The sequence below is a fragment of the Capnocytophaga leadbetteri genome (assembly GCF_003054025.1).
Classification (GTDB): Bacteria; Bacteroidota; Bacteroidia; order Flavobacteriales; family Flavobacteriaceae; genus Capnocytophaga; species Capnocytophaga leadbetteri.
In genome coordinates this window covers 261,715-288,471 of record NZ_QBKG01000001.1, presented here as the reverse complement: position 1 = coordinate 288,471, position 26,757 = coordinate 261,715, and the positions used below count along the sequence as shown (strand labels likewise).

General features: G+C 38.1%; 28 protein-coding genes and 1 tRNA gene. 9 read left to right on the top strand and 20 right to left on the bottom strand.

Annotated elements, in window-relative coordinates; translation table 11 throughout:
* Positions 1-212: 212 nt before the first annotated feature.
* Positions 213-1,112, bottom strand: a complete 900-nt coding sequence (locus tag C8P65_RS01525) for an SH3 domain-containing protein (protein WP_107780704.1) — start codon at positions 1,110-1,112, stop codon at positions 213-215.
* Between the two features lie 413 nt (positions 1,113-1,525).
* On the opposite strand from C8P65_RS01525, the gene C8P65_RS01520 reads away from it, so the two are divergent.
* From C8P65_RS01520 to sufD, 8 genes are all read left to right on the top strand, one after another.
* On the top strand, positions 1,526-2,353 hold the full coding sequence (locus C8P65_RS01520) for a universal stress protein (RefSeq protein WP_107780703.1): 828 nt from the start codon (positions 1,526-1,528) through the stop codon (positions 2,351-2,353).
* Positions 2,354-2,516: 163 nt separating this feature from the next.
* Positions 2,517-4,376 carry a M1 family metallopeptidase gene (locus C8P65_RS01515; RefSeq protein WP_107780701.1) on the top strand — a complete coding sequence of 620 codons (1,860 nt, stop codon included), beginning with the start codon at positions 2,517-2,519 and terminating at the stop codon, positions 4,374-4,376.
* Between the two features lie 134 nt (positions 4,377-4,510).
* A complete protein-coding gene (locus tag C8P65_RS01510; protein WP_107780699.1) occupies positions 4,511-4,708 on the top strand; it encodes a hypothetical protein in 198 nt (65 codons plus the stop codon).
* Between the two features lie 7 nt (positions 4,709-4,715).
* A complete protein-coding gene (locus C8P65_RS01505; protein WP_245887272.1) occupies positions 4,716-5,927 on the top strand; it encodes a GmrSD restriction endonuclease domain-containing protein in 1,212 nt (403 codons plus the stop codon).
* Complete coding sequence (locus C8P65_RS01500) at positions 5,902-6,486, top strand: HEPN domain-containing protein (protein WP_107780697.1); 585 nt, start codon at positions 5,902-5,904, stop codon at positions 6,484-6,486. The genes C8P65_RS01505 and C8P65_RS01500 overlap by 26 nt, the downstream gene beginning before the upstream one ends.
* 78 nt (positions 6,487-6,564) lie before the next feature.
* A complete protein-coding gene (gene sufC, locus C8P65_RS01495; protein WP_107780695.1) occupies positions 6,565-7,302 on the top strand; it encodes a Fe-S cluster assembly ATPase SufC in 738 nt (245 codons plus the stop codon).
* 13 nt (positions 7,303-7,315) lie between these two features.
* Positions 7,316-8,176 carry a hypothetical protein gene (locus C8P65_RS01490; RefSeq protein ID WP_107780693.1) on the top strand — a complete coding sequence of 287 codons (861 nt, stop codon included), beginning with the start codon at positions 7,316-7,318 and terminating at the stop codon, positions 8,174-8,176.
* Between the two features lie 57 nt (positions 8,177-8,233).
* Positions 8,234-9,535, top strand: coding sequence for a Fe-S cluster assembly protein SufD (gene sufD, locus C8P65_RS01485; protein WP_107780691.1), 1,302 nt, complete (start codon positions 8,234-8,236; stop codon positions 9,533-9,535).
* 7 nt (positions 9,536-9,542) lie between these two features.
* Here the strand turns inward: sufD and C8P65_RS01480 are convergent, their stop codons facing one another.
* The 6 genes from C8P65_RS01480 to C8P65_RS01455 all read right to left on the bottom strand — a co-directional run bounded on the left by C8P65_RS01480 (position 9,543) and on the right by C8P65_RS01455 (position 14,051).
* Positions 9,543-10,226, bottom strand: a complete 684-nt coding sequence (locus tag C8P65_RS01480; protein WP_107780689.1) for a DUF6348 family protein — start codon at positions 10,224-10,226, stop codon at positions 9,543-9,545.
* Between the two features lie 15 nt (positions 10,227-10,241).
* On the bottom strand, positions 10,242-11,258 hold the full coding sequence (locus tag C8P65_RS01475; protein ID WP_107780687.1) for an SMI1/KNR4 family protein: 1,017 nt from the start codon (positions 11,256-11,258) through the stop codon (positions 10,242-10,244).
* A complete protein-coding gene (locus C8P65_RS01470; protein WP_245887270.1) occupies positions 11,251-12,249 on the bottom strand; it encodes an SMI1/KNR4 family protein in 999 nt (332 codons plus the stop codon). The genes C8P65_RS01475 and C8P65_RS01470 overlap by 8 nt, the downstream gene beginning before the upstream one ends.
* A 67-nt stretch (positions 12,250-12,316) precedes the next feature.
* Positions 12,317-12,694, bottom strand: coding sequence for a hypothetical protein (locus tag C8P65_RS01465; protein WP_088595122.1), 378 nt, complete (start codon positions 12,692-12,694; stop codon positions 12,317-12,319).
* Between the two features lie 22 nt (positions 12,695-12,716).
* The gene (locus C8P65_RS01460) at positions 12,717-13,502 is read right to left on the bottom strand and encodes an SDR family NAD(P)-dependent oxidoreductase (protein ID WP_107780685.1); all 786 of its coding nucleotides are present in this window, start codon (positions 13,500-13,502) and stop codon (positions 12,717-12,719) included.
* A gap of 24 nt (positions 13,503-13,526) precedes the next feature.
* A complete protein-coding gene (locus tag C8P65_RS01455) occupies positions 13,527-14,051 on the bottom strand; it encodes a hypothetical protein (protein WP_107780683.1) in 525 nt (174 codons plus the stop codon).
* 58 nt (positions 14,052-14,109) lie between these two features.
* Between C8P65_RS01455 and C8P65_RS01450 the strand changes: the two genes are divergently transcribed.
* Complete coding sequence (locus C8P65_RS01450; protein ID WP_245887269.1) at positions 14,110-14,592, top strand: methyltransferase family protein; 483 nt, start codon at positions 14,110-14,112, stop codon at positions 14,590-14,592.
* A 12-nt stretch (positions 14,593-14,604) separates the two neighbouring features.
* On the opposite strand, the gene C8P65_RS01445 is transcribed toward C8P65_RS01450, so the two are convergent.
* The 13 genes from C8P65_RS01445 to C8P65_RS01385 form a co-directional block, all read right to left on the bottom strand.
* Entirely contained in the window at positions 14,605-15,414 is an 810-nt protein-coding gene (locus C8P65_RS01445) for a TrmH family RNA methyltransferase (RefSeq protein ID WP_107780681.1), read from the bottom strand.
* 62 nt (positions 15,415-15,476) lie between these two features.
* Positions 15,477-15,674 carry a hypothetical protein gene (locus tag C8P65_RS01440; protein WP_107780679.1) on the bottom strand — a complete coding sequence of 66 codons (198 nt, stop codon included), beginning with the start codon at positions 15,672-15,674 and terminating at the stop codon, positions 15,477-15,479.
* 94 nt (positions 15,675-15,768) lie between these two features.
* Positions 15,769-17,535 carry a signal peptide peptidase SppA gene (gene sppA, locus C8P65_RS01435; protein ID WP_107780677.1) on the bottom strand — a complete coding sequence of 589 codons (1,767 nt, stop codon included), beginning with the start codon at positions 17,533-17,535 and terminating at the stop codon, positions 15,769-15,771.
* Positions 17,536-17,583: 48 nt separating this feature from the next.
* A complete protein-coding gene (locus tag C8P65_RS01430) occupies positions 17,584-18,288 on the bottom strand; it encodes a phosphoadenylyl-sulfate reductase (protein WP_107781132.1) in 705 nt (234 codons plus the stop codon).
* A 14-nt stretch (positions 18,289-18,302) separates the two neighbouring features.
* Positions 18,303-19,085, bottom strand: coding sequence for a DUF3298 and DUF4163 domain-containing protein (locus tag C8P65_RS01425; RefSeq protein ID WP_107780675.1), 783 nt, complete (start codon positions 19,083-19,085; stop codon positions 18,303-18,305).
* A gap of 21 nt (positions 19,086-19,106) precedes the next feature.
* The gene (locus C8P65_RS01420; protein WP_107780673.1) at positions 19,107-19,787 is read right to left on the bottom strand and encodes a metal-dependent transcriptional regulator; all 681 of its coding nucleotides are present in this window, start codon (positions 19,785-19,787) and stop codon (positions 19,107-19,109) included.
* Between the two features lie 60 nt (positions 19,788-19,847).
* Positions 19,848-20,375 (bottom strand): acyl-CoA thioesterase, encoded by a 528-nt coding sequence (locus tag C8P65_RS01415; RefSeq protein ID WP_034539338.1) that lies wholly within the window; start codon positions 20,373-20,375, stop codon positions 19,848-19,850.
* Positions 20,376-20,388: 13 nt separating this feature from the next.
* Complete coding sequence (locus tag C8P65_RS01410; RefSeq protein ID WP_107780671.1) at positions 20,389-21,666, bottom strand: HU domain-containing protein; 1,278 nt, start codon at positions 21,664-21,666, stop codon at positions 20,389-20,391.
* A gap of 22 nt (positions 21,667-21,688) precedes the next feature.
* Positions 21,689-21,760 (bottom strand) — tRNA-Arg (locus C8P65_RS01405).
* Positions 21,761-21,816: 56 nt separating this feature from the next.
* Positions 21,817-23,154, bottom strand: a complete 1,338-nt coding sequence (gene purB, locus C8P65_RS01400) for an adenylosuccinate lyase (protein ID WP_107780669.1) — start codon at positions 23,152-23,154, stop codon at positions 21,817-21,819.
* Positions 23,155-23,190: 36 nt separating this feature from the next.
* Positions 23,191-24,318 (bottom strand): DNA polymerase III subunit, encoded by a 1,128-nt coding sequence (locus C8P65_RS01395; RefSeq protein ID WP_107780667.1) that lies wholly within the window; start codon positions 24,316-24,318, stop codon positions 23,191-23,193.
* A 23-nt stretch (positions 24,319-24,341) separates the two neighbouring features.
* A complete protein-coding gene (locus C8P65_RS01390) occupies positions 24,342-25,118 on the bottom strand; it encodes a TerC family protein (protein ID WP_095913483.1) in 777 nt (258 codons plus the stop codon).
* Positions 25,119-25,275: 157 nt separating this feature from the next.
* On the bottom strand, positions 25,276-26,700 hold the full coding sequence (locus C8P65_RS01385; RefSeq protein WP_107780664.1) for a BT_3987 domain-containing protein: 1,425 nt from the start codon (positions 26,698-26,700) through the stop codon (positions 25,276-25,278).
* Positions 26,701-26,757: the final 57 nt, after the last annotated feature.

Genomic DNA, 26,757 nt, shown 5'->3' with positions numbered 1-26,757 from the left:
GATTTAGATTCAAACCCGTTTTTATCTTAATACAGATTTCTAAAAAGAAATTCTTATTTAAAATCAGATATTAACGGGCAGGCAGCAGGAGCTCCCAACTTCTTGCTGCCTTTCTCTTTTTTATATCGCTGCAAAAGTACTACTTTTTTTTGAAACACACAAAACTTTTTATTTGAGGTGTCTATTTAGCTACATACTAATTGACACCTCAATTATTTAATTTTTATTCTACTTTTGTGTACATATCCTTTTAATCCTTCTTTAGTTTTTATCAGATACCAATTGCTTGTATCATCTAATACATCTATTTTTTCGCCTGATTTTACTTTACCTAAAATTTTAGAAGAAGTACTCTTATCCGCCCTTATATTAGAGTATCCATCAGGATCTTCTATATAATAACCTCTTGAAGAATTAAATAAGAAATCAATTATTTCCTTGGGGTTATCGAAGTCGTGAGAATATCTTTGAACATAGTATTTCGCTGCATTAATAGCAAAATCGTGTTCGTTAGGAGTCCCTCGTAACATTTTATCGACCGCTAACACCATCTCTTTTCTTATAAATTCGCGCGTATTCTTCCGATAATAAAATAACACCTGTATGCCAGTTTCATTATTAATATTTTCATCAAGATACCATTTTAGTAGTGTTTTATCTCTATAAACACCAAAAGTAACTACAAAATTTGATAACATATCTGCATGATTATCTTTTAGCCATTCTAAGGACTTTAGGTCTTTATAGAAGAGATACTGATTAAGGTGAAATAATATAAGTCCATCTACATCTACTTCATCTCCTTCTGTATATATGATTCTCTTATCTTGGATAGCAATGTATGGATTGAGATCATCATTCAACACCACTATATTTTGCGGTAGTAGATCTTTATTGATAAAAGAGTGTATTACTTTCTTATAGTGCTCCTCAGTAGGTTTTTTATAGCTGTATTTTTCTAATTCAGCATCTATCTGAGGCATCATTTTTTGTATGTATCTACGGAAGTTAATATAAACTTCGCCGTCTTTAAAAATTGTATAATCTTCTATCTTTTGACTATAGCTATTAAAAGTTACTATTAAAAAAAGTATTATAATTTTCCAGTCCATTTTGTTTCTCCTATATTTTTGTTATTCCAATTAGATTCTTCTACTTCTCTTTCTTCAAGAATTATTTTCACATTATCCCAGTATTTTTAAGAGGCTTTGTCCCTTAAATAATTCCATAATACATTAATTTTCAGAGTGCAAATATATGAAAATACTTTGACACCTCAAACTTTTTATTTTCTCTTTCCCACAAAAAGCAGAAAAACATACTATAGCCCCCTCCCCTTTACCTCCTATATACAAACGATACAGGAACGATATAGGAACGATATAGGATAAACAAAAAAACAGCCGAAGTACAAATATCTATCAATTACCAAAAGAATAGAAAAAAATAAATTAGAAAAAATTTGGAAGTTATAAAAATAAGTCGTACCTTTACCACGAAATTAATAACTAAAAAATAGAGTCTTATGAAAAACATCTTAGTAACCACCGATTTTTCTGAAAAGTCTATTGCCTCTTTACACGTAGCCATAGGCTTAGCTAAGCAACACAAATCTAAAATATACTTGCTACACGCCATCGAGTTACCTTTGCGTTTGATGACCGAAAGCCAAGTATCTGTGCCCGAAGCGATGTACTTCCTCAACCTCACCAAGCAGCGTTTTGCCGACCTGCATAAAGAGTTAGAAATAGGAGTAGAAATCATCGACTTGGTAGAAACATCGCCACTCCCTGAAGCAGTAGGCGAGATAGTGAAAAAATTCAATATCGACCTTGTGTTTATGGGCTCTAATGGTGCCTCTGGGGCTAAGGAACTATTTATAGGCTCTAATGCCGAAAAGGTAATCCGCTCTGCCACTGTTCCGGTATTGGTTATCAAAAATCCGCACGAAAAACTAAAGATTAAGCACATTATGTTCGGTTGCGACTTCTCTAAACGCTTCTTAAAACCTTTCGAGAAAGCTGTAAAATTTGCTAAGCTCTTCAACGCCAAGATTGATTTGGTGTATGTCAATACTCCATACCAGTTCCTCACCACTCACGAAATCAATCATCGTATGAAAGAGTTCCTCAATGAAGCCGAACACGCTCATCAGCATTTCGAAACCCACGTGTATAATGATATTAGGGTAGAAACAGGTATACTCAACTACGTGAAAGAAAACAAGATAGACCTTATCTGTATGTTCCCTAACGGGCGCAAAGGTATCGCTCACTTCTTCAACGGCAGTATCAGTAGCGACCTCGTTAACCACTCCGATACCCCTGTACTTACCATCAAGTTAGAAAAGTAAACATCTTTACTTTTTAATAGGTTTTTACATTATCTTTGCCAAAGGTTATAGCTCAACGCACTATATACTTTTGGCAAAGTTTTTTTTACTACTCCCCTCTAATTTGCTAATTTGCTAATTCTTTAGTATCTTTGCCCTCAAAACGAATTCAATATAAAGAACAATGAAGAAAAGTATCCTCGCTATTTGCGGCTTAGCGCTCGCTCTTTCGGCTCAAGCGCAAGATAATCATTGGCAGCAACAGGCTGACTACCAGATGAACGTAACGATGAACGTCAAAAACTTTCAGTACAAAGGCGTACAGAAAGTTACCTATATCAACAACTCACCCGACACCCTTACTACGGTGTTTTTTCACCTTTACTTCAACGCTTTCCAACCCAACAGCGAAATGGACGCTAACCTGCAAACCCTACCCGACCCCGACGGACGTATGGCGACTAACGTAGGTACCCCCCAACGCCCTATATACGAAAGCAGAATTGCTAAACTCACCCCCGATGAAATTGGCTACCTACGCGTGAAAAAGCTCACCCAAGACGGTGTCCCCGCTACTATATCGCACGAAAGTACTATACTAAAAGTTACCCTGCCTAACCCGATACTACCGCATAGCCGTACGGTATTAGGTTTAGATTTTGAAGGACAAGTGCCGGTAATGATTCGCCGTGCAGGGCGCAACAGTCCTGATGGAGTAGCCCTCTCTATGGCGCAATGGTACCCTAAAATGGTAGCTTACGACCACAAAGGTTGGCATACCACCGAGTACTTAGGTCGTGAGTTTTACGGCGTATGGGGTAACTTCGATGTGAAAATCACCCTCGATAAGACTTACCTTGTAGGCGCTTCAGGGGTACTGCAAAATCCTAACGAAATAGGTTTTGGCTATGAAGATAAGGGCGTGAAAGTACCTACTACCAAGTCGGCTACCAAAACGTGGCACTTTATCGCAGAGCGCGTGCACGATTTCACTTGGGCAGCTGACCCTCAGTACATACACGATAAGCACCAACTGGCTGACGGCAAGACCATTCACTTTATCTACAAAAAGTACAAAGACACTTGGAAACAGATACAAGAGCCAATGCTTAAGGTTTTCGACTATTACAACCAACTGGTAGGCAAATACCCTTGGCCTCAGTATTCATTTATTCAAGGGGGTGATGGCGGTATGGAATACGCTATGTGTACCCTTATGGTAGGAGGCGAAAAGTACGAACGCTTAGTAGGCACCGCAGCACATGAACTCGCGCACGCGTGGTTTCAGCACCTACTCGCCACCGATGAGGCTGCTTATCCTTGGATGGACGAAGGTTTTACCTCGTATATAGAATACCTTGCCGAGCATCAAATCCTAAAAACCAAAAAGACGGCTAACCCATTCGAAAGTGCTTATAAGGGATATTTCGGGTTAGTAAAATCAGGTTTTCAAGAGCCTACTATCACTCACTCTGACCGTTTTGCAACTAACTACGCTTACTCAGTAACGGCTTACTACAAGGGGCTGTTATTCCTTACTCAGTTAGATTACCTAATGGGCAATGAGGCGCTACAGAAAACACTGAAACGTTATTACAACGAGTACGCTTTCAAGAACCCAACGCCTAATGATTTTATACGTATAGCCGAAAAAGTATCGGGTATGCAGCTACAGTGGTTCCTCAACGAATTTATGGAGACTGACCATACTGCCGACTATGCTATCAGCAAGGTAGAGGGCAAAGGCAATAAAACAGAAGTAACCCTTAAACGCGTAGGCAGACTGCCACTTTCTATCGACCTTTGGGTAACTGACAAGGCAGACAACATACGCTATGTATACGTACCTTTGCGAATGACTTATGCCGAGAAGCCAAACACCTATCCAGCGTATCCGCGTACCGTATTACCCGCTTGGGGCTGGGGCAATCCTACTTACACCTTTACACTTGATATGCCTTTAGAAGACATAAAGAGCATCGCCCTCGACCCCGAAAACAAAAGCGTAGATACAGACAAAGAAAACAATAGTTTTAGTAAGTAATTAATTATTAGTAGTTAGTTATCAGTCTTTAGTAGTTAGTTAGTACCCCTTCTAACGACTAAAGACTAACGACTAACACCTAAATTTGTATAATTCAAAATAATATCCGACCTTTGCACCCTAAAATTAAAGTTATGGAAGAAGATAAACCATTATTTCTCATAACTATAGGAGACACTCAATATTGGGCTGAAGAGAAATTAGGCAGAAGACTTACTGATGAAGAGCTTCAGTTAGTAAAAGACAGGTTAGAATGGGGATTATGTGAAGGGATAGATATGGTGTATAATACTATTTTTGAGGAAATAAACTTTGGTGAACTACAAAAATAAAAGAATAATGAGTGAATATAATGAACCCATTTTCGATGGAGATTATGAGCAAGATGAATTAGAAAATAATTCATCTTCAATAGCAGAGTATAATATTTCTGCCTCACCTAATGATTTTAATGTAAAAACTATCTTTGATTTTATGGAGTCAGGAGTTATTAAAATCCCTGGCTTTCAAAGAAACTATGTTTGGGATATTAAAAGAGCTTCTAAATTAATTGAATCTCTTTTGATAGGAATTCCTATACCTCAAATATTTCTTTTTGAGGAAGAGAAAAATAGTTTTTTAGTTATCGATGGACAACAAAGATTAATGACTATTTACTATTTTATTAAAAAAAGATTTCCTATAATGAAAAAACGCATTGAGTTGAGAAAAATATTTGATGAGAAAGGAAGTATTCCTGACAATATACTATCGAACAATGACTATTTTACAGATTTCAAACTAGATTTACCCGAACAGATTCCTAATAAATCTAATAAATTTAATGAGAAAAATTATTCAACATTAGAAGATTTAGATAAAACCTCTTTTAATCTAAAAACAATTCGACTCATGATAATTAAATCATCAGCTTCTGGCGAAGAGGGTAAGAATGTAGTTTTTGAAATTTTCAATAGACTTAATACAGGAGGCGTTAATTTAAAGCCTCAAGAAATAAGAACAAGTCTGTATCATTCTAACTTCTATGAATCATTGTATAAGTTGAATATGAAAGATGAGTGGAGGAATTTGTTATCAACAAAAACTCTAGATATTAATATGAAGGAGGTTGAAATACTTTTACGTGGTTTTGCAATGCTTATAGATAGAGAAAACTATAAACCAAGTATGACAAAATTCTTAAATGTTTTTTCTTTTAAAGCAAAAGGAAATAGTGACGAAGAAAATGAATTGTTAGAAAGTATTTTTAACCATTTTATTTCACATATAAATTCTTTGGGAGATAGTAAAATCTTTTGGACAAGCAACAACAGATTTAATATTTCTGTCTATGAAGCTGTTTTTACTACTTTATGTGAAAACGCCTATAAAGAAAAGGATGCTTCTAAAATTTCACATACAGAGAAAGCAAAAATAGACTCTTTAAAAAAAGATGAAGAGTTTATAAAGGCATATTCTCAAAGAACTACAAGTGTAGATAACACACAAAAAAGAAGTGAAATTGCTAAAAGAATATTATTAGGTAATGGAAGAGAACAAGACCTCAGTTGATATATTATGGGATGAAATTTCTGCTATTCGAGATATATTGATGAGTAGGCAGGAAATTTCTTCTTTAAGTGATTACAACAAAACTATCCGAAAAGTGTTGTTATTATCTTGTGCAAGTTTTTTTGAAAAAGAGATGACTGAAATGCTTAAAAGATATGTAATAAATGTCACTAATAATAATAAAGAATTAGTTAGTTTCTTAGAAAAACAAGCTATTAACTTAAGATACCACACATTATTTAGTTGGGGCGAAAAGGATGATCCTAATAAACCTGGAAAAAGCATCAATTCTTTTTTGAGTCTATTTGGTGAAGGCTTTAAAACAAAAGTAACTTCTATTATAAATGAAAATACTAATTTTGACACAAGTAAAAATGCTTTTTTAGAGATAGGACATATTAGGAACATATTAGCTCATAGTGATTTTGCTTCATATTCTTATGATAATAAAACTCCAGAAGAAATATATAACCTATATATAGCAGCAAAAGGATTCATACCTAAAATTGAAGAATTATTAAACACAAATGAAGTTACTAACTCTTCAGCTAATAATTAACAAAGAAATTATCTTTTGGTTTCACGATAAAATAGATGAATACTTTAAAAAATTCAATAAATTATAAACTCAATTAAAATGTTAATAATAAAAAATCTCCACGCTGGTGTGGATGGCAAAGAAATCCTTAAGGGGATTGACTTAGAAATAAAAGCTGGTGAAGTGCACGCCATTATGGGACCGAATGGGGCGGGCAAATCAACGCTCTCTTCGGTAATTTCAGGCAACGAAAACTTCGAGGTAACAGAGGGTGATATACTGCTCAATGGTGAGAGTCTGTTAGAAGATGCCCCTGAAGAGCGCGCTCATAAAGGTATCTTTATGTCTTTTCAATATCCTGTAGAAATCCCTGGTATATCGGTAACTAACTTTATCAAAACAGCTATCAATGAGAGTCGCAAAGCACAAGGACTGCCCGATATGCCTGCTGCCGAGCTCCTCAAAAAAATACGCGAGAAAGCAGCCCTTTTAGAAATCAATCCTGATTTTCTTTCGCGCTCTCTCAATCAAGGGTTTTCAGGCGGTGAGAAGAAACGCAACGAAATCTTCCAAATGGCAATGCTCGAGCCTAAAGTAGCTATTCTTGACGAAACCGACTCAGGACTCGACATCGATGCCCTCCGCATTGTGGCCAATGGGGTAAACAAACTCAAAAATGAAAACAACGCTGTGCTTGTGATTACCCACTACCAGCGCCTTTTAGACTATATCGTCCCTGATTATGTACACGTGCTTTCTGACGGTAAAATCGTAAAAACAGGCGATAAAAGCCTCGCCTTAGAATTGGAAGCAAAAGGCTATGATTGGCTGAAATAATTAGCAAATTAGTATGGTAATTACTGATTACATAAAAAGCTCAACAAACCCTTTGTTGCCTGAGGCATTTCAGTTCTTAAAAAGAAAAGACATCTTTGCTATCAACTATAAACATCAGCAAATAGGCGTATGCAATAAGTCAGAAGGATTTTCTCTCTACACTTTTGAAAAAGAACTGCTTTGGGAAATCAATAAACCTATTGTGGGAGCTTTATTAGCGATAGAACGCCAGCAAATTTGGCTTGCCCAGCGCCACGATGCTGAACACATCACCATATGGGTGTATGACCTGCAAGGGAAGGCTTTGGCGTCTATGCCTATGGACGACGAAATCTACGATGCTAATATAGAGCTGAAAGCATTGCCTAATAATAAGGTGGTTATCACTTTCTATGGCGGACAAGATGGTTGTATGAGCTATCTGCTATCTTTTGAAAACGAAAAACTAAAAGTAGCCAAACAATTGCCTAATGATGTAGATTTCTGCTGTATGCTCAATGAAAAAGAAGCTGTATTCACCAATTTCTACGAGGCAGAGCTTTATGTAATGAGTTATCCATCGCTAAAAACACTCAAAAAGCACCATTTCTCCGAGGATTGGGGAGCCGTAGCACAACCTTTCAAAGGTGACAAAATACTGATTACTGATATGTATTGCAATCGGCATTACATTTTTGATGTCAGTACCCTCACAGTGGAAGACGAAATCATTTTCAAAGGTTTTGAACCTTATAAAGATGAGGTAGAAGAGTTTTTAGTAAGTGATATCGACGAACTCCACTACCACAACGGTCAGCTGATAGCCTCCTATATGGAAGTAGATAGTGAACGCAATGCCATATACCATTGGCTCATTAGTAAATTAGAATATTAGCCAATGGCTCATTAGCAAATTGACAGCCTGTGTGGCTCGCACTAAAAGATTAAGAAGATGAATTTAAAAGAAAAATGGGTTACTGCCTTCGAAGCATTCCCACATAAAGACGATATACTAAAAGACATTCGCAAGGAAGCCCTTAGTTTCTTTGCCGAAAAAGGCTTCCCTCATAAGAAGATAGAAGCGTGGAAATACACCTCGCTGAGCAAATTGCAAGCTACAGACTACAGCTTGTGGCAGCCCGTAAATGAAAAAGCAACCCTTTCAGCAGAAGTGCTACACAAATACAGTATCAAAGATTGTTACTCTGTGGTATTTGTAAATGGTTTTTATTGTGCTGAAATGTCGAGCAAAGAGATAGCAGGCATTACCATTACGCCCCTATTAGAGGCTTTGCACAAAGGCAGAGAGGCGTTTATCAGCAAATATTTCAATACAACTACCGAGAAAGGTGATGTATTTACAGCTCTTAACACCGCTTTTGCCTCTGAGGGGATATATATAGAAGTTCCTAAGGGGAAAGTGGTAGATAAGCCTATACAATTGCTGTATTTTAATGATAGAGGCGAAACCACTTGCTATCAGCCACGCAATATTATTGCCGTAGGCGAAAATGCTCAGCTAAAAGTAATTGAGATACATCAAAACATATCAAATACCGCTACGGCTATTCTTACCAATGCTGTTACTGAAATATTTGTAGCCAAAGAGGCTTTCCTCGACTATTACAAATTGCAAAACGACCGCTTAACAGCTTCTCTGATTGATAATACCTATATTTCGCAAGAGGCAAACAGTCACGCTAGTGTGCATACTTTCTCGTTTGGTGGTGAACTTACTCGTAATAACTTGAACTTCTATCACCAAGGGGAACATTTAGAATCTACCCTTAAAGGGTTAAGCATTTTGCAAGGAAGTCAGCATACTGACCACTATACATTAGTAAACCACGCTTATCCTAATTGTGAGAGTCATCAGGATTACAAGAGTATTGTAAGTGATGAAGCTACCAATGTGTTCAACGGCAAGATAATGGTAGAGCAAATTGCCCAGAAAACGAATGCTTATCAGCAAAACGACAATATCCTCCTTTCTGACAAGGCAACAGTATACACCAAGCCTCAGTTAGAAATCTTTGCTGATGATGTAAAGTGCTCGCACGGCTGTACGGTAGGTTCGCTTAGTGCAGATTCTTTGTTCTATCTGCAAACGCGCGGAATAGGCAAAAAAGAAGCCTCTGCCCTACTTACCTATGCTTTTGCTAACACAGTATTAGAAAGTGTAAAAATACCTGCTCTTTCAGCCTATATCAATCGTATTATTGCTGAAAAATTAGGTGTAACAGTTGATTTTTAAAAGGTTATTATGATATAGGTTCATTGTGTATTTCGTCGCAAAGGCGGAATATCAGTATTTGTTTTATAGATAGGAATGAGGCTTCGTCTTGCCAACTTTGGGCGTATTGACGCAGGCGTTCTGCTCCTTCGTCCCAATCTTCATTGTTTAACAAACATTCGGTTACATATCCGCTTTTTGTACGTGCTACAAAACATTTTAGCGACTGGATACGGTATTCGGTAGTGAATTTTTGAGGCAGAATGTCTATCAAAAGGTTGTAGAAATCTCTTTCATTGGGAGGCGTTTGCCATTTTCCTAACAAATATAGGTTACCTATAGAGGTATGCCAATGATAATTGTCCCGATAAATATCACAACCTTTATCAAAAAGGCAACCCAAACTATTGATGATGGTTTGGAATGTAGTAGAAAGGTAATTTTCTATGAATGAATCTATCTTTTCTTCATCGGTATCACCAAAACCTGCTATATTATCCAAAATTCCTTGTGGGAAAAATCCATCCTCTAAATAAGTGCCTATATGCATTGGCAACACACTTTTATGAATATCGGGGGTGATAGTGATAGGATCAAGCTCTATACGCATTTTGTCGCCTATTCGTATCATAAGATTAGGCAAATCTGGAGTGGCGTCGTACCCTTGATCTCTTATCTGTTTAGAAAGTTCTAAAAGTATTATTTCTTCCATAATATATATAATTCATTAGCTTAATTTCTCTAAAAATTCTAAGAAACTTCCCGCGACTTTGCGCCATTTCCACTGACCTGCACCGTGGGGAGCTTTGTAGATAGGCGCATCGTTGCCGTCACTTTTGGAAAGGTCGAGTATATAAGGGTCGGCATCTTTATCGGCGATTACGAGCCAATAGGCTTTCCAATCGGGGAAGAGTTCATCATCGGGGCTACTGAAAGCATAACCGCATTGATGTGCTATTAAAGTATTAGCGCCATACAGATTGATGCCCTTGAGGAAAGCATCATCGGCAGGCGAAAAGCGCTCTAAGAAAGTGAGGTAAACTATAGGTAGCTGCCAACGCGCTTTAATATTGTTGATAACTTGCTTTTCGGGGACTTCCAAAATAGCGCGGTTGTATTGATATGATTTTACGTGCCAAAACGCTCTCTCTTTTGCTAAAACCTGTTCTATTTTAGCCATTGCCTTTTCTAAGTCGGTTTGTGGATTTTGTAGCAAAAAAGGAAACTCGCTGTGTGCTTGTTTTCTTGGGTAACCTTGCGCCTGCCATTCAAGTACTTTTTCCATAGGCAAGGCTTGCCAATAAGCAGGGTCGGAGGGGAGGTCGTTATTAAAAGGCTGTCCGCTATGCTCGGCTAAGGCGATGATAGCACAGCCTTTATTTTCTTTGCTATCCTCCTTTTGCAAGTAGTCTACCAAAAAAGGATAGCACTTGTCGCCCTCTACTTTCAGCAGTCCGCTAAAAGCCCAATAGGGTAAACCTTTGGTTATCATTTCGTAGAAGAAAGGCGCGAGCTCCGTGTCGTTTTCGGTCACAAGTTTCGAGATACGTGCGATTACAAAGTCGCGAGCGTGGCTCATTTTGCTTTCTTTTACTGCTCGTACTAAGGTTTGTAAGGTTTCTTGACGCATTTTCTCGCCGTACTTCTTTACTATTTTTCTTACCAATTCGTGATACTCACTGCCATCGGTAGTGGTGAGGAGTTTTTGAGAGAGGTCGCTGAAATCTTTTTCTTGTTTAGTCATTGTTTGTTTCTTCAAAAGTTACGGTTACATTGGGGAATTTCTTAAGCGCCTCAATACGCTCTTTGAAAGCGCCTAAAATATACTCTTCCCACGGAACGCCATACTGGTCGTTGTAGTACAATTGCATTTTCTTGCTGTACTCTAAGCGATCGGTAACGGCTTTGTTTTGTCGCCAATTGAGGGCTTTGAGGGCATCATACACTTTGTCGTTTTTGGCAGGGATAGGACTTACCCTTACATAGAGCGTTCCGTCTATATATCGCGGAAGGGTACTTTCTACTTCATTTTCAGTTGTATATACAAAGGTCTTTTCGCTTGTTATGGGAATATATTGCTGAAGAAGTTGCTCCAATTCTTCATCGGATAATAATCCTTGATAGGTTTGGGTAGAACGTGGCAACACACGTGTGAAATCGGTGAGTTTCCGGCTGTAAACATCTTGTATTACTTGCCGTTGCGCCTCGTTGCTTATATAAGGCAGGTGACTTTGTAGTAGGCGGGTGATATTCTCGTAGAAATCACCTTCACTGCGTACGAGTGACCCCTCGTATATATCGTTCACCGAGTTGAGCATCTCATAGAAAAAGAAGTCTTCGAGGGTGTTTGCTAATAGTTCAGCCTCGTCAGAATCGTGTTGTAGCAAGACTATAGGAGGAGTGGGTTTAGGAGCGTTTTGGTCGTACAAAAAGCAATAATAATCACCACCCCCTGTTTCTCCAAAAGGGATAAAAAGGTAATCGGGATTGATGTTGAACCAACTGTCCTCGCCGTTGAGTTCTTCGATAGTTTCGGCAATATTAGCAAGTGGAATCAACTCAAAATCACCGCTGTACAAAAAGAGTGGAGGGTGATTTTTCAAGCGGGGATATACTTCTTTACTCCAAAGTGAAGCATATTCGCCTATATCGAGCATTTGCTCAGCATAAAGCCGATGATATAGTTCAGGATATTGAAATTGGTATTGTTGTTCTAAGGTTTTTAAGATGTTCATTGTTTCTTAAGCTTTATACTTTTATTCTTCTTATTTTCTAAGGTTTTTAAATTATATATGTTACTTTTTAACCTTTAAAATTCATCAATAATCTTGCCTTATCAACAAAATTATAAAACTCTTCAATTTGATTTTCTGAAAAGCCTTTTCCTTCTAAAGCTCTAGGACAAATAGAAAAAATATTCAAATCTCGTTTTTCATTGTTCTTTAGAATAGATATGTCCTTGTCAAGAATTTGATATATAAAGTCTTCTTTTTCATAGTTAGCTAATATATCATTAATATATTCCTCTTGCGAAGAATATTTTTTGTTTTTAGGAAAAATACTTTCTAACTGCCAAAAAGGAATCTTTTCAATTTTATTTTTGAATTTCTTTCGCATTGAGTCCATTTCCTTTTCAATAAGATTTATTAATTCATTATCAAAGTCTAAGGCTTTTAACATAAGGAGGAAATTAGTAAATTAGCTAATCTGCTAATTTGTGAACGTGAATAGCATCAGCTTGGTGGAGGGGGGTGACGGTAATATCGGTGATTTGAATTTTGTCGGGCAGATTGACGATATAGGCGATAGTATCGGCAATATCTTCGGCATATAGGGGCGTGATGCCTTTGTATACATTATCTGCTTTCTGCTGGTCGCCCTTGAAACGCACCTTGCTGAAATTGGTCTCTACCAACCCTGGTTTTACGTTGGTTACCTTTATATTTTTATCCATTAGCTCTATGCGCATTGCATCGCTGAGGGCTCTTACGGCAAACTTGGTCGCGCAATAAATACTGCCATTAGGGTAGGCTATTTCTCCCGCTACCGACCCTACATTCACTATCGTTCCCACCTTGCCAGTGGCAATCATTAGCGGAATCACACTGTTGGCGATATAGGTAAACCCTTTGATATTGGTGTCGATCATCTGGTCTATATCTTCTATCGCGTAGGTATGGAGGTGTTGCAATCCTATTGCTAAGCCTGCATTGTTGATGAGGATATCTATTTGTTGCCATTTTTCGGGTAAGGATTGGATATTTTTCGCCACCTCTTGGTAGTTTCTCACGTCGAAAGCTAAGGTAATGACCTCTATAGCGTGTTCTTTTTCAAGTTGGTTTTTCAATTCAGGCAACACCTCAGCACGGCGCGCACAAAGAATGAGGTTTACGCCCATTTGCGCCAATTTTTCGGCTACTGCTTTACCTATCCCGCTACTGGCGCCCGAGATAAAAGCTATTTTTCCTTTAATACGATTTGTTTCCATTTGTTTAGCTATTTAAGTGTTAGGTTATTTCCATATTTTCTCCATTACCTCCTCCACAGTAGGCTCGTGATACTTGCCTTTTTTATCCTTGGTGGTATTGAACACAGTAGGGTCAAAATGCGGACAGTTGAGTGCTAAAAACTTATAAAAGTACTGATGTGCGTAGAACATATAAGGCATAAACTTCTCCTGAAAATCGTTTTCGCACTCAAATTCATTGTCTATGATGATACGAACAAAAGCAGCGATATCTTCACGAGTGAGGTTGTTATGCTTTACAGGGTCGGGCATTGCCAAATCAAAGGCAAAAACCTCAATACCATTGCCTTCCCACCATTCCCATAGCCAAGTATCGGAAAGGTCTTTGCCCGTGAGTTTACTGAGGTATTGCTCCATTGCCTTGTATTCTTTGTCAAATACTTCTTCGGGAGTATCTTCACTTTGGGCATCCCAAAAGGCTTCGTAGTCTTCCAAGCGTTTTAGTACAAGTGGGTACAGCTTTTCTGCTGTTGCAAAATCGGGGCGTAGTTCTTTTCTTAGTGTATTCATTCAATTCAAATTATACTGCAAAGCTACTAATAATTTGTGAAATATTACTATTTTTGCAATGAAAATCAGTATAGGAGATTTACAAATGAAGAATTTAGAACTTAAAATTCCACCTGCCGTAGTATGGCTTATTTGTGCACTGATAATGAAGAGTATTGCTTATGTATTACCTTTTGTAGCATTGCCACGCCTACCGATAGCAGCCATAGTAATAGCTTTGATAGGCATAGGAGCAGGGATTGCAGGCATTTGGAGTTTCTATAAAGCAAGGACTACTATCAATCCTCTTGAGCCATCGGAAGCTACGCATTTTGTTTCAGGAGGAATATACAAATTAAGCCGTAATCCTATGTATGTAGGATTAGCTTGTTGCCTTGTATCTTGGGCAATATGGTTATCTTATCTTCTACCTTGGTTAGGAGTCTTATTATTTATAGCTTATATGACTCGTTTTCAAATTATTCCAGAAGAACGTGTACTAAGACAAAAATTTGGTGATGAATACCAAAACTATTGCCTAAAAGTACGCAGATGGCTGTGAAAAAATAAGGTTTTATTTTTTAGCAGTTAGCCTCATTTTCTTTGCCTCGAAGATAAGCACTGCAGCTGCTACTGACACATTCATAGAGTCTATTACGCCTTCCATCGGAATAATGATATTCTGTGTGCTGTTTTCAAGCCATTCTTGGGTAAGTCCCTCATCTTCGGTACCTACCACTATAGCAGTGTTCTTTTCGGCAAAAGGCACTTCGTAGTAGGGTTTAGAAGCAGAAAGTGCCGCACAATAGATATTAAAATCTTTCTTTTTTAGATAGTCTATCACCTCAGTAGTACTACCCACAGCTATCGGTACCGTAAATACACACCCCACACTGGCGCGTATGATATTAGGATTGTATAAATCCGTTTTTGGATTAGCTATAATAACTCCTTCTATATTAGCTGCATCAGCAGTGCGCAACATAGCTCCTATATTGCCAGGTTTCTCAGGAGCTTCAGCTACTAATAATATAGAGCGTTCTCTAAGAGCTAAGGCTTCTAAAGTATGAGGGTGCGTCTTAGCTACTGCAATAAGCCCTTCTGTAGAACTGCGGTAACTAAGCTTTTCATATACCTCTTTGCTCAGACGTATTACCTCTATAGGTTTTATATAGAGAGCTAATAACTGTTGTAAGGCTTCTTCATTAAAAATTTCAGGCTGAAATAGCAATGTTTCTATATCATAACCACCTTGTATAGCTAATCGTACCTCTCGTGCGCCCTCTATTACACATAAACCTTCTTTCTTGCGCATACGAGCTTTTTCACTTAACGTAAATATTTTCTTTATAAGGGGATTTTGGGTGCTACTAATTTCTTTCATTATTACTATTGTTTTGAAAATAAAAAATGAGGCTATCTATTAGTGGATAGCCTCAGTTTGTATCATTTATCCATAAGCACTCGGCTCTTTAGTAGCTCTGGCTTATTTTTAGTGTAGGCTTCAAGCCAAACTTTCAACTCCTCTACTTCATATGGGAGCAATCTGTCAATTCCTTTTTGTAGCTCTTTGTAAAATAGGTTAGGGTTAAAGCTCACTTTTGATAAAATCATCTTCGTATACTCAAACATTGCGCGTTTCATAACTTTATCTTTTTAGAATTTCACTGTACAAATGTAGTCATTCTAAATATATTACGCAAGTATTACACTGTTAATCTTCTGTTAAAAGTCGTAACTATTTCACAATCAAATCATACTCTAAGCGCGCTTGTATACCTCGTTGATTACTAATGTGTTTAATTTGTTGGTACACTTGATAAGCCTCTCTACCCAACTCTTGTTGTAGATTTTCATTTTTCAATCTTAGTCCGTAGCGGAGTAGTAATTTTTTCATATCCATTTTGTAATGTGGATATGACACAACGCGGTAATTCTCCAACCCGTTCTCTTTAGCAGCATAAGCTATGGCATCATTTAGCGAACCGAGTTCATCTACTAAGCCTTTGGCCAGAGCTTCTTTTCCACTCCATACCCTTCCTTGGGCTATAGAGTCTATTTCGGCTACTGTCTTGCCGCGTCCCTCAGCTACTCTGCTTAAAAATACTTTGTATATCTGCTCTACCGATTCAGTCATCTCTTTCATAAAATGTTCTGAAGGCTTCTGGAAATAACTATACTGCATTGCGTTAGGGTGAGTGCTAACCGTTTCAGCATTCACTCCCCAGTTTTTGGCTAATACACTAGCATTAGGAAGAGCACCAAACACACCTATAGAGCCTGTAATACTTCCTGCCTCAGCAAAAATACGCTCTGCATTGCAAGCTATATAGTAACCACCTGAGGCTGCATAGTTACCCATTGACACATATACTTTCTTTTGTTTTCTGGCAAGGGCTATCTCGCGGTGCATTAACTCTGAAGCCAAAGCATCACCCCCAGGTGAGTTGATGCGCAATACGATAGCTTTTATCTCTTTATCCTTTACAGCCTTGCGAAGCGCAGCTATGATAGTTTCGTGTCCTACAATACCTTGGTTGCCTTCTCCCTGCATTATCTCACCATTAGCATAAATCACGGCTATCTTATCTTTCTCCTTGCTCATCTTACCTTTTAGCACGCTTTCAGCATAGTCTTCTATACCAATGAAGTTCACATCATCTATCTCTTTCTTCTCTACCTTTTCGCAAAGTATTTTCTCAAACTCATCTCTGAAAAGCACCCCGTCTATCAATCCGTTTTGTTGAGCAAGCTCTGCCGTACGCCCATCTACATTCGTAGCTATTTCATTAAGCTTCTCTACAGATAAATTTCTGCTCTTAGCAATATCAGTTACTAACACATTCCACATAGCATTGAGTAACTCTGTAGTTTGTAGTCGGTTGTTATCACTCATTTTGTTTTCTAGGAAAGGTTCAACAGCACTCTTGTACTTGCCATGTCGTATTACCTCCATCCGAAGTCCCGTTTTTTCTTGTAAATCTTTATAGAAGAAGATTTCAGAAGAGAGCCCTCGCAAGTTTACATTCCCTAACTGACTGATATATACTTTGTCAGCTACGCTTTGTAAATAGTAGTCTAGCTGTGATATTTCATCATTATACGCCAAAACGAACTTACCAGAGGTCTTAAAATCCTCTAAAGCACGGCGTAACTCTTGGGCAAATGCTATTCCGCTAAGGTTGCCTGTACTCTTTAGGCTAATCCCTTTAATATGAGGGTCTGTTTTAGCTATTTCTATAGCTTGTAGAATAGAATTAAGTCCATTAAACGATTCCGACGTATAGTTAAAGTCCTCAAAATACACCTGCTCCGAAAAATCTGTTAGTGGCTCCTGAAAGTCTAATTCTAACACTGTATTATCTTCTACAGTTATTTCCTCTCCTTTTGAAGCTCCTACTGAACTCATCATCACTGAAATAGCAATAAGGAATAAGATAAAGAATACTCCTAAAGAGATAAAGAAACCTAAAATCGTAGCTAATAATATTTTAAAAAAGTTCATAAGCTAAAGTATTTTAAAATGTTGTTTTTCTGTTTCTTATGATAGCGGTTATTTGTGCTCGTGCAAACCGCATTCTTTCTTGCTGTTGCTTTCCCACCACCAGCGCCCTGCTCTAAAGTCTTCACCTTCTTTTATTGCACGAGTACAAGGGGCGCAACCTATACTCACAAAACCTTTGTCGTGTAGTACATTATAAGGTATATTGTGCTGCTTGATAAAGGCCTGAGTCTCTTCAAAAGTCCAATGCAACAAAGGATTGTATTTATACAAGTGATAGGTATCATCCCACTCTAATATAGGCAAATCTTTGCGTGCATTCGATTGCTCTGCACGTAAGCCTGTTACCCATACTTTCTTGCCCGCAAGAGCCCTACTAAGAGGTTCTACTTTGCGTATGTGGCAACACTCTTTGCGTAAGTCTACGGATTTGTAAAAAGATAGAGGACCATTGTCATTTACATACTTCTCAATAGCTTGGGTATTAGGATAGTATGGGGTGATATGTGTATTATAGCGTTCATCAGTACTTTCCCATACCGAATAGGTCTCATTGAAAAGTCGCCCTGTATCAAGGGTGAAAATACTAATCGGAATGTGGTTATCAAGAATTAAATGGGTAATAACTTGGTCTTCCAGTCCAAAACTGGTAGAGAATACTATCTCACCAGCAAAGCGTTCAGCCAAGAAAGCCAATCCCTCTACCTCATTTTTCTCTAATAAACTGTTGTATAGTGATGTTAATTCGTCTTTTATGTTCATCTTATTTACTAATCTTCTTTAAATGTCAAATATGGCATAATCTCTTTCATAGGTACTTTTACCTCAAAAGCCGCATCCATATATGAGGCTATCTCAAAAGGCTCATAAAATAGTATCAAGTAATCTGCCGATATACCCATACTCTTCGGAAGATGAAAACCATTACCGTCAAAGCCAAATCCTTTGTCATCAAGAACTTCAATCACTGAGGCTTCTTGTGTTTGCTTGAAATATTTCTCAGCTATAGCAGTTACTTTAGCCTCATCAGTAAAAAGATTTTCATTGGTGATAACCTCTCCATTATCCAAAGCAAAATGAGTGAACACCTTACTTTGTACAGCATTAGCCCCTCCTGTGAAAGAATAACGATTAGATACTAAGGTTAACATTTTAGAGTTCTGCCACATAATACTATCGCTGAGGATAAGCTCATACGCCGGAATTTCAGGAAAATGTTCGTGTATATTGTTATAGTCACTCATAAAATTCTCCAAAGCTTTTTCTATACTGATATCAACTTGTAGCGTATCGTCGTCATTGCTTAACAAAAAGTTAGCCACTTGAGTTTCAATCTCTTTGTTGAAGTTTCGGGCAAACTCACTATTACCTTTGCAGTGCAGATAGTTCAAACTGACTGATAGACAGTCGTCCTCGCAGTCGTCTGTACTGCGCTCAATAGTTACCTCTTCAAAACGCAGTTTGCTAAAATATCGGTACAAGAAATACCCGCTTATCAGCAAGAATAAAACAGCACATAATATACCGAGTTTTTTTACACTACTCTTTTTCATAAATCTTTTCCAATATTTATTTTATGATTTTATTTCTTTATTTCTTCCTCCTATGCCTGCTACATATATATTCCTACACACTATAGCCGAAAGGTTCACTTTCTGATCGTTTACCAGCACAGTCATCGAGTTGTCAAAAGGTTCTTTACTAATGATTTCTATTTCATTTTCTAAAGCAATACCTACCTTGTTAAGGTACACCAAAAACTCTTTTGAAGTGTTTTTAACCGCTATACATACCCCTTTATCACCATCATTTAGTTCGCTTAATAGGGTTTTAATAGTAGTACTAAAAACCCCTTGCTCATTAGGAATAGGGTCTCCGTGAGGGTCTCTTTCAGGAAAGCCGAGAAAGGCATCAAGTCGAGAGATAAGTTTGTCAGATTGTATATGTTCCAGCTCTTCTGCTATTTCGTGCACCTCATCCCAAGAGAAGTTGAGTTTTTCTACTAAGAAAACCTCCCAAAGGCGATGTTTCCTCACTATTTGTATAGCTTTTTGTGTTCCTTTTGGAGTAAGCGTTACCCCTTGGTACTTCCTATAGTTTATTAACCCTTTATCTGACAACTTTTTTAGCATATCAGTCACCGATGAGGCCTTAGTATAGAGCAAATCAGCTATAGCAGTGGTTGTAACCTCTGTTTTGCGTTCATCGTAAAGGAGAAAAATAGTTTTTAAGTAATTTTCTTCAGATAAGGTCATATTTATAAGTAGGTTTTATAAGAAAAACCGCCACGAAGGCGGTTCCGCTCTATCTTGTTTTTATTTTCCGTTTTCGAGCTCAGTAAAAAGAGCTTTTAGCTCAGTAGCATCATGCGGACTTAATTTCCCTGCTAATACTAAGCTCAGCTGTCGGCGCTGCAAGGCCTCTTTATAACGTTCTTTTTCTAAAGCCGTTTCAGGAACAAGCTCTGGTATCTTCACCGGTCTACCATTCTCATCTACTGCTACAAATGAGTAGATAGCTTCAGTAGCTTTAATGCGCTCACCAAACATATTCTCCATCCACACATCTATATACACCTCCATTGAGGTAGAAAAAGCGCGCGAGATAGCTGCCTCTACTGTCACTACACTTCCTACCCTAATACTATGGGTGAAAGCTACGTGGTTTACTGATACAGTTACAGTTGCGCGATTAGAGTGCCTTTGCGAGGCAATACTAGCAGCTCTGTCCATACGAGCTAATAATTCACCACCAAACATAGCTTTTAGGTGATTGGTTTCACCGGGCAGTACCAAATCTGTCATTATGGTACGTGAGTCTGAAGGGGTCTTTTTAGGCGTCATTTTGTTATTCATTTTATTGGGTTAGTATCCAGCCACCGTCAAGTTTTTTCTCTTCTTTAGCTTCTTTTATTTCTTTTTGCATCAGTTTAGCCTCATCCATACTGTCAAAACCACCATAACTCACCTGATACAATCCTTTAGCGTTGAGACCTAACACATAAGCATTTTTATAGCCTAACTTTTGTAGCTGTCTAGCACGTACTTGTGCATTCTTCTCTTCTTTGAAAGCCCCTGCTATTACTTGGTATTTCTTAGCCGCCAAGACAGCATTATTCATCTTGCCTCCTGCTGAACTACCTCCAGAAGCATTGCTACCTCCCGTTTGAGTAGGGGTACTAGCTACTTCTCCACCATTAGCTTTTTTATCTTTTTCAGGCTTACCATTAGTGGTCTCAGTCTTATCTTTTTCAGGTTTATTGTCTTTGCTCTTCACCTTTTCAGCTTGCAATGCCACGGTAGGCATAGTGATAGGTGGCATAAAAATCCCTGCTTCACTCAGTTTTTGGTTCAAACGTTCTTGCACAAGACTATCAGTTACCACAAACTGGTTATCAGTAGTACCATCTGCCACTACCTTCTCATTGAAAAGTCGATAAGCACCATAAGCCAAAATGATAAGACCCACTGCTGCTACTGCCGAATACTTAATATAAGGGCGTAGTTTGAAAGGTTTCTTCTCTTTCGGGTCTTTTGCCGCTTTAGGGGCTTTTTCTTTTTTGCCTTTCTTAGGGGCTTCTGCCGGAGTAGGCACCACCGGAGTCACTTGGCTAATCGGACTCTCTATTGCAGTAGGCAACTCCTCTTCTGGCGGAAGAGTATGCGAAGTGTTTAGTGTAGGTTTTATCTGATTTTCAGGTATCTGCAAATCTGACGCAGGCACTTCGTGAGGTATAAAAGGAGCCATACCAAACGAATCAGTTAGATAATTTACATCATCTACAGGCGTAAATGATATACGCCCCTCGCCTATCTGGCGTAGTGTGCCTATCTTGTCTAACACCAAAGGCTGATCTTGCTGAAGAATGCGTTTCCACCCTTCTACAGCTAAATTTACGTAATCCTCTACAAGGTTATAATCTATCCCCGATTGTTCTGACACGTATTTTATAAGCAAACCGTCATTAGAATTGAGGCTAGGGTTAAAAGTAAGCTCGCGCTTCGGTGGGTCGAATGTTTTATCATCGCCCATCGTAGCCGATTTTCTATTAGAAATAAAGGCGCCAAATTTAGGAATAATCACACATTGGTGCTTGTAGAGCAATTCTTCTATGTAAACGTTTAGGTCTTTCATAAGTCAAACAACTTAAACTAAGTGGTCTTGCCAAGAATCGAACTTGGATCTAAAGTTTAGGAAACTTCTATTCTATCCGTTGAACTACAAGACCTACAATAGCATATTTTTTGCAAAAGTACAAAAATAATGATAAGTAACAAATTTTATTTATAAAATCACTCCTGTGTAGTTCTCCGGAGTTATCTGTTTTAGTTCTGCTTTTACCGCCTCATTAACTTCTAAAGTATCAATAAAATGGCTGATAGTTTCAGCAGTGATAGCCTCATTAGTGCGCGTAAGTCCTTTTAAGGCTTCATACGGATTAGGATAGCCCTCACGGCGCAACACGGTCTGTATAGCCTCAGCAACTACTGCCCAGTGGTCTTGTAGGTCATTGCGTATAGCAGCCTCATTTAGCAACAGTTTGTTCAGCCCTTTTAAGGTAGATTGCAAAGCGATAAGGGTATGTCCAAAAGGTACTCCTACATTGCGTAGCACAGTGCTATCAGTTAAATCGCGTTGTAGGCGCGAAATAGGCAACTTAGCAGCCAAATGCTCAAAAAGGGCATTCGCTATACCTAAATTCCCTTCTGAATTTTCAAAATCAATAGGATTTACCTTATGAGGCATAGCCGATGAGCCTACTTCTCCTGCTTTTATCTTCTGTTTGAAGTAATCCATCGAAATATATATCCATATATCGCGATTTAGGTCGATAAGTATCGTATTAATGCGCTTAAGGGCATCAAAAAGAGCCGCTAAATGGTCATAATGCTCAATTTGAGTAGTGGGAAATGAGTGATGCAATCCTAACACTTTTTCTACAAAGTGCGTACCAAAGCCCTTCCAATCAATAGAAGGATAGGCAACTTTATGAGCGTTGTAATTACCTGTAGCCCCTCCGAATTTAGCAGCGTAAGGCACAGCTCTCAAACTTTGTAGTTGAGCTTCTATACGAGTAACAAACACCTGAAACTCTTTACCTAAGCGAGTGGGTGAAGCCGGCTGACCGTGAGTGCGCGCCAATAGCGGAATATCTTTCCACTCGGCTACTAATTGTCGCAACTTATCTATAAGAGACTGTATTTCAGTGTAATATACAACACTCATCGCTTCTTTGATGCTGAGTGGTATAGCTGTGTTGTTAATATCTTGCGAAGTAAGCCCAAAATGGATAAACTCCTTGTATTTTTCTAATTGCAGATAGTCAAACGCTTCTTTTATGAAATACTCTACTGCTTTCACATCGTGATTAGTAGTACGCTCTATCTCCTTCACTTTCTGTGCTTCTGCAGTTGTAAAATTTTGATAGAGTTTCCTAAGTGCCTCGTATTTTTCTTTAGGAAAATCTGTAAGCTGTGGCAAAGGAAGCTCGCAAAGTGCAATAAAGTATTCTACTTCCACACGCACACGATAACGAATCAGAGCCTCTTCTGAAAAATAAGGCACTAAAGTTTTTGTTTTATCGGCGTATCTGCCATCAATGGGTGATATTGCTTGTAGCATAATAATTAAATGATTAAAGGTTAATGATATAGCTTATTACTGACGGGTATGTAACAATCGAGTGAGTTTAATGGCGACATCAGTAAAGATTACCTTACCATTACCGTTGCGCTCTACGTGATAAATAGCCTCTTCTATCAACTGATATATCTGCTCTATATTATTACCGTGTACAAATGGTGCGAACTTTCGCAAATCAAAGCTCGGGTCGTTAAATTGAATATATACTAAATCAGTAGCAGTGTAGTTTAGCAAAAACGCTTGCCTAAAAACCTCTACACAATACAGCAAAAATTGCTTTTGTACCTCACGCCCCACGGTATTCACCTCTTCACTCCATTGTAGTAGCCCTTGTATGGCAGCTTTGTTGCCTTTTGCTCTGTAGGCACTCCGCACCCACGCTATAAACCAACGTTCAAATACCGCTTCTTCATTCTCTTTGTTTTGCATTAGCTGCAAGGCTTTGTTATAGTTACCTTGCGAGCGTATAGCTATTTTAGTAGCCTCAGCCTCTGCGACGCCCTTTGCTATAAGTCCCTCTCTGATAGCATTCTCGCTCAATGGAGGGAAGCGCAGTATCTGGCATCTCGACTTAATAGTGTCAAGCAGCGCATTTTCATCCTCTACTATCAACAGGAATAAAGTCTTCTCTGCGGGCTCTTCTAACAACTTCAGCAATTTATTAGCCGAATCGACATTCATTTTCTCTGCCATCCAGATAATCATCACTTTATAGCCTCCCTCAAAAGATTTGAGGGCTAATTTATTAGTAATTTCCTTCGCCTCATTTACCCCTATAACAGCTTGTTTTTTCTCTATACCCAAAAAGAGCAACCAATCAAACAGACTGCCATAAGGCTGTTCTTTAATAAAAGTGCGCCATTCGTCCATAAACAGTGAACTGACGGGGTCTTTTTTCACCTTATCGTTGGTCGAGGTTGGAAAAGCAAAGTGCAAATCAGGGTGCGCTAATTGAGCACATTGGGCTATGGCTTTAGGGTTGTTTTGGCTAAGTACGAGGGTCGCATAGGCGATTGCCATTGGCAAAGCCCCTTGTCCTTCGCTGGCTACAAACAGTTGAGCGTGAGGTATGCGCCCTGCTTCCACGCTCGCTTTCAAATAGCCTTTGATAGTATCGTATCCTAAAATATCTTTAAAGTCCATCTGCTAATTTACTAATTAGGTGATTAGCTTTTTCTTCTCATTCGCATATTCAAAAACTCTACACCTAATGAGAAAGCAATTGCGAAGTACAAATACCCTTTAGGCACAGCTCCCACCTCTTGCCCCGCCAACACGGCTTCTGATAGGTGCATACTTTCAGTTATTAACATAAAACCAATAAGTATCAAAAACGAAAGCGCTAATATCTGAATAGACGGATTTCTATTTACAAATTCCCCCACAGGATTAGCAAAAAGCATCATTATACCTACGGAAAGCACCACAGCAGTTATCATTATATAGATAGCCCCTCCCAAACCATTGGTCATACCTACGGCAGTTAAGATACTATCAAGCGAAAAGATAAGGTCTATCAGCAATATCTGAGCGACAACTCCTCCAAACGAAGCGTGCTGCTTGCGTTGTGGGTTATCCGATTCGGTTACGTGTTCTATATGATTCACCTTAGCGTGAATTTCGCGAGTAGACTTGTAGAGCAAGAAGACGCCACCTGCCAATAAGATAAGGGCTTGTCCGTTAAAATGAGCGCTAAACCACCCCCAATCTACCGAGATAAGAGGATCTTTAAGCTTTATCAATACTGAAATACCCAATAGCAGGGCTATACGCAAAAACATTGCTAAGAAAAGCCCCACACGTGTAGCTTTTTTGCGCTGATCTTGAGGTAATTTACCTGTAACTATTGAGATAAATATCACGTTGTCAATCCCTAAAACTATTTCTAAGAAAGTAAGGGTAATAAGCGCCACAAGCGCATCTGCCGAAAATAAAAAATCCATAAATTGATTAGCATTTTGAAAGTGCAAAGATAAAAACAATTAGCTAATTAGCAAACTTGTCAATTAACAAACAACCGCTTTTACAAGAAAAACTCTTATAAAAGCGGCTGTTTTTATTAATCAGAAAATTCTATTCAACAAACAATTTATTTTGATATTAGAAAAATACCATTTCGTGAATATCTATATATTGGTTTTGAGAGTTTTTAAAGTAACCTATATATAGTTCGTCTGTTTTAATCGGTTTATCAAACTTAAGAATTAATATACTTGGGTTATATGTTTCTGAATAAATTCCTTGTAGAATATAAGGTTCTGAAGAACTAGCTGAGGCAAAAACCTGCATTTCTTGTATTCTCTTATATGGCGTTCTCTGATATATCTTAATACCATTGATAACTGTTTTTTCTGTAAATACTACCTGTACATAAGGTTTTTGGTCGTCATCTTGTATAGAAGCATCTATCCACCAAGGATTACCCATCACATCACCATCATGCATTTTATAAATATGACCTGATTGGTAATTTGTATAGAAATTATATTTAGAAGGGCTAATATAGCTGCCAGTATAGTTGCGTATTCTTCTAATTTCATTATCACTTGGTACGCCATCACTGCTTACATCAATAGTTACTAAAATCGGTGTATCAAGTACTTGATGTGCAGTTCCTGAAGCATCATAAGCCATTAACTTCAAAGGTAGTACATATTTTCCTTTAGTGGTTAAAGTTTCTATGTTTTGCAAAGTGAATGAAATAGTACCTTTAGCTATATTTTTAAAATCAACCTTATTGATAGTTGCTACTATATTATTGGGTGCTAAGGTTTGATTAGTAGTATCAGTTACAAGACCATTATCTCTCACTAACCCTAATGAAATAGCTGCAGGAATAACATCTGAAGGAGTAACTACCACACCAACTTCTTTGTCAGTCATATATGTTTTACCATCATCTTTTACAACAGCTTCTTTAAGAATATTACTATTAGCAACCTCAAAAGTAACACCTTTAGGAAATATCTTTACCACAAAAAGGTCTTTCCCGCTCATAGTTTTCACATTATCATTATCTGATGCTTTTATTATAAATGGTAAAATCACTTTTTGGCGAAAATCAGATTTATTAGCCACTTTTATTTCAAAAGTAGTGGTGGTAGTACCTGCTGCTATAGTCTTCTCTGCTGTTGTAATTTCAGCCAATGAAGCTTCTCCTAACTCATATCCTATATGTTTATCTTTTACTTTATCATATAAAGTAGCATCATATGCTAAAGACACTTTCACATCTTTAGCAGAAGGTCTAGAAAGTTTAACTTCTATACTACGTGTGCTTTTTTCAGTAATCGTAAAACCTTCCAAACTAATCATAGCATTCTCTACTACACTTGCAGCAGGCAAAGCATACTCAAAGCGAGGGTCATAGCCAATACGAGTACGAATATCATCATTAACGATATCGTTATCGATTTGCCAGTTAACATTATCGTTCTTCTGAATGGTAATTTCGTCCTTTTTACAAGCTACCAAAGCTACCATACCAAGAGCAACTATAAAACTATTGGTTATAATTCTTTTCATTGTATTTATTTTTTTTTAAAGAGGCTACGCTTTTCTTCAAAAGAATAGCCTCTTTAT

Excerpts from the sequence above, each read along its gene's own strand:
- C8P65_RS01525 (WP_107780704.1), bottom strand. The coding sequence starts at position 1,112 with ATGGACTGGAAAATTATAATACTTTTTTTAATAGTAACTTTTAATAGC.
- C8P65_RS01520 (WP_107780703.1), top strand. The coding sequence starts at position 1,526 with ATGAAAAACATCTTAGTAACCACCGATTTTTCTGAAAAGTCTATTGCC.
- C8P65_RS01515 (WP_107780701.1), top strand. The coding sequence starts at position 2,517 with ATGAAGAAAAGTATCCTCGCTATTTGCGGCTTAGCGCTCGCTCTTTCG.
- C8P65_RS01510 (WP_107780699.1), top strand. The coding sequence starts at position 4,511 with ATGGAAGAAGATAAACCATTATTTCTCATAACTATAGGAGACACTCAA.
- C8P65_RS01505 (WP_245887272.1), top strand. The coding sequence starts at position 4,716 with ATGAGTGAATATAATGAACCCATTTTCGATGGAGATTATGAGCAAGAT.
- C8P65_RS01500 (WP_107780697.1), top strand. The coding sequence starts at position 5,902 with ATGGAAGAGAACAAGACCTCAGTTGATATATTATGGGATGAAATTTCT.
- sufC (WP_107780695.1), top strand. The coding sequence starts at position 6,565 with ATGTTAATAATAAAAAATCTCCACGCTGGTGTGGATGGCAAAGAAATC.
- C8P65_RS01490 (WP_107780693.1), top strand. The coding sequence starts at position 7,316 with ATGGTAATTACTGATTACATAAAAAGCTCAACAAACCCTTTGTTGCCT.
- sufD (WP_107780691.1), top strand. The coding sequence starts at position 8,234 with ATGAATTTAAAAGAAAAATGGGTTACTGCCTTCGAAGCATTCCCACAT.
- C8P65_RS01480 (WP_107780689.1), bottom strand. The coding sequence starts at position 10,226 with ATGGAAGAAATAATACTTTTAGAACTTTCTAAACAGATAAGAGATCAA.
- C8P65_RS01475 (WP_107780687.1), bottom strand. The coding sequence starts at position 11,258 with ATGACTAAACAAGAAAAAGATTTCAGCGACCTCTCTCAAAAACTCCTC.
- C8P65_RS01470 (WP_245887270.1), bottom strand. The coding sequence starts at position 12,249 with ATGAACATCTTAAAAACCTTAGAACAACAATACCAATTTCAATATCCT.
- C8P65_RS01465 (WP_088595122.1), bottom strand. The coding sequence starts at position 12,694 with ATGTTAAAAGCCTTAGACTTTGATAATGAATTAATAAATCTTATTGAA.
- C8P65_RS01460 (WP_107780685.1), bottom strand. The coding sequence starts at position 13,502 with ATGGAAACAAATCGTATTAAAGGAAAAATAGCTTTTATCTCGGGCGCC.
- C8P65_RS01455 (WP_107780683.1), bottom strand. The coding sequence starts at position 14,051 with ATGAATACACTAAGAAAAGAACTACGCCCCGATTTTGCAACAGCAGAA.
- C8P65_RS01450 (WP_245887269.1), top strand. The coding sequence starts at position 14,110 with ATGAAAATCAGTATAGGAGATTTACAAATGAAGAATTTAGAACTTAAA.
- C8P65_RS01445 (WP_107780681.1), bottom strand. The coding sequence starts at position 15,414 with ATGAAAGAAATTAGTAGCACCCAAAATCCCCTTATAAAGAAAATATTT.
- C8P65_RS01440 (WP_107780679.1), bottom strand. The coding sequence starts at position 15,674 with ATGAAACGCGCAATGTTTGAGTATACGAAGATGATTTTATCAAAAGTG.
- sppA (WP_107780677.1), bottom strand. The coding sequence starts at position 17,535 with ATGAACTTTTTTAAAATATTATTAGCTACGATTTTAGGTTTCTTTATC.
- C8P65_RS01425 (WP_107780675.1), bottom strand. The coding sequence starts at position 19,085 with ATGAAAAAGAGTAGTGTAAAAAAACTCGGTATATTATGTGCTGTTTTA.
- C8P65_RS01420 (WP_107780673.1), bottom strand. The coding sequence starts at position 19,787 with ATGACCTTATCTGAAGAAAATTACTTAAAAACTATTTTTCTCCTTTAC.
- C8P65_RS01415 (WP_034539338.1), bottom strand. The coding sequence starts at position 20,375 with ATGACGCCTAAAAAGACCCCTTCAGACTCACGTACCATAATGACAGAT.
- C8P65_RS01410 (WP_107780671.1), bottom strand. The coding sequence starts at position 21,666 with ATGAAAGACCTAAACGTTTACATAGAAGAATTGCTCTACAAGCACCAA.
- purB (WP_107780669.1), bottom strand. The coding sequence starts at position 23,154 with ATGCTACAAGCAATATCACCCATTGATGGCAGATACGCCGATAAAACA.
- C8P65_RS01395 (WP_107780667.1), bottom strand. The coding sequence starts at position 24,318 with ATGGACTTTAAAGATATTTTAGGATACGATACTATCAAAGGCTATTTG.
- C8P65_RS01390 (WP_095913483.1), bottom strand. The coding sequence starts at position 25,118 with ATGGATTTTTTATTTTCGGCAGATGCGCTTGTGGCGCTTATTACCCTT.
- C8P65_RS01385 (WP_107780664.1), bottom strand. The coding sequence starts at position 26,700 with ATGAAAAGAATTATAACCAATAGTTTTATAGTTGCTCTTGGTATGGTA.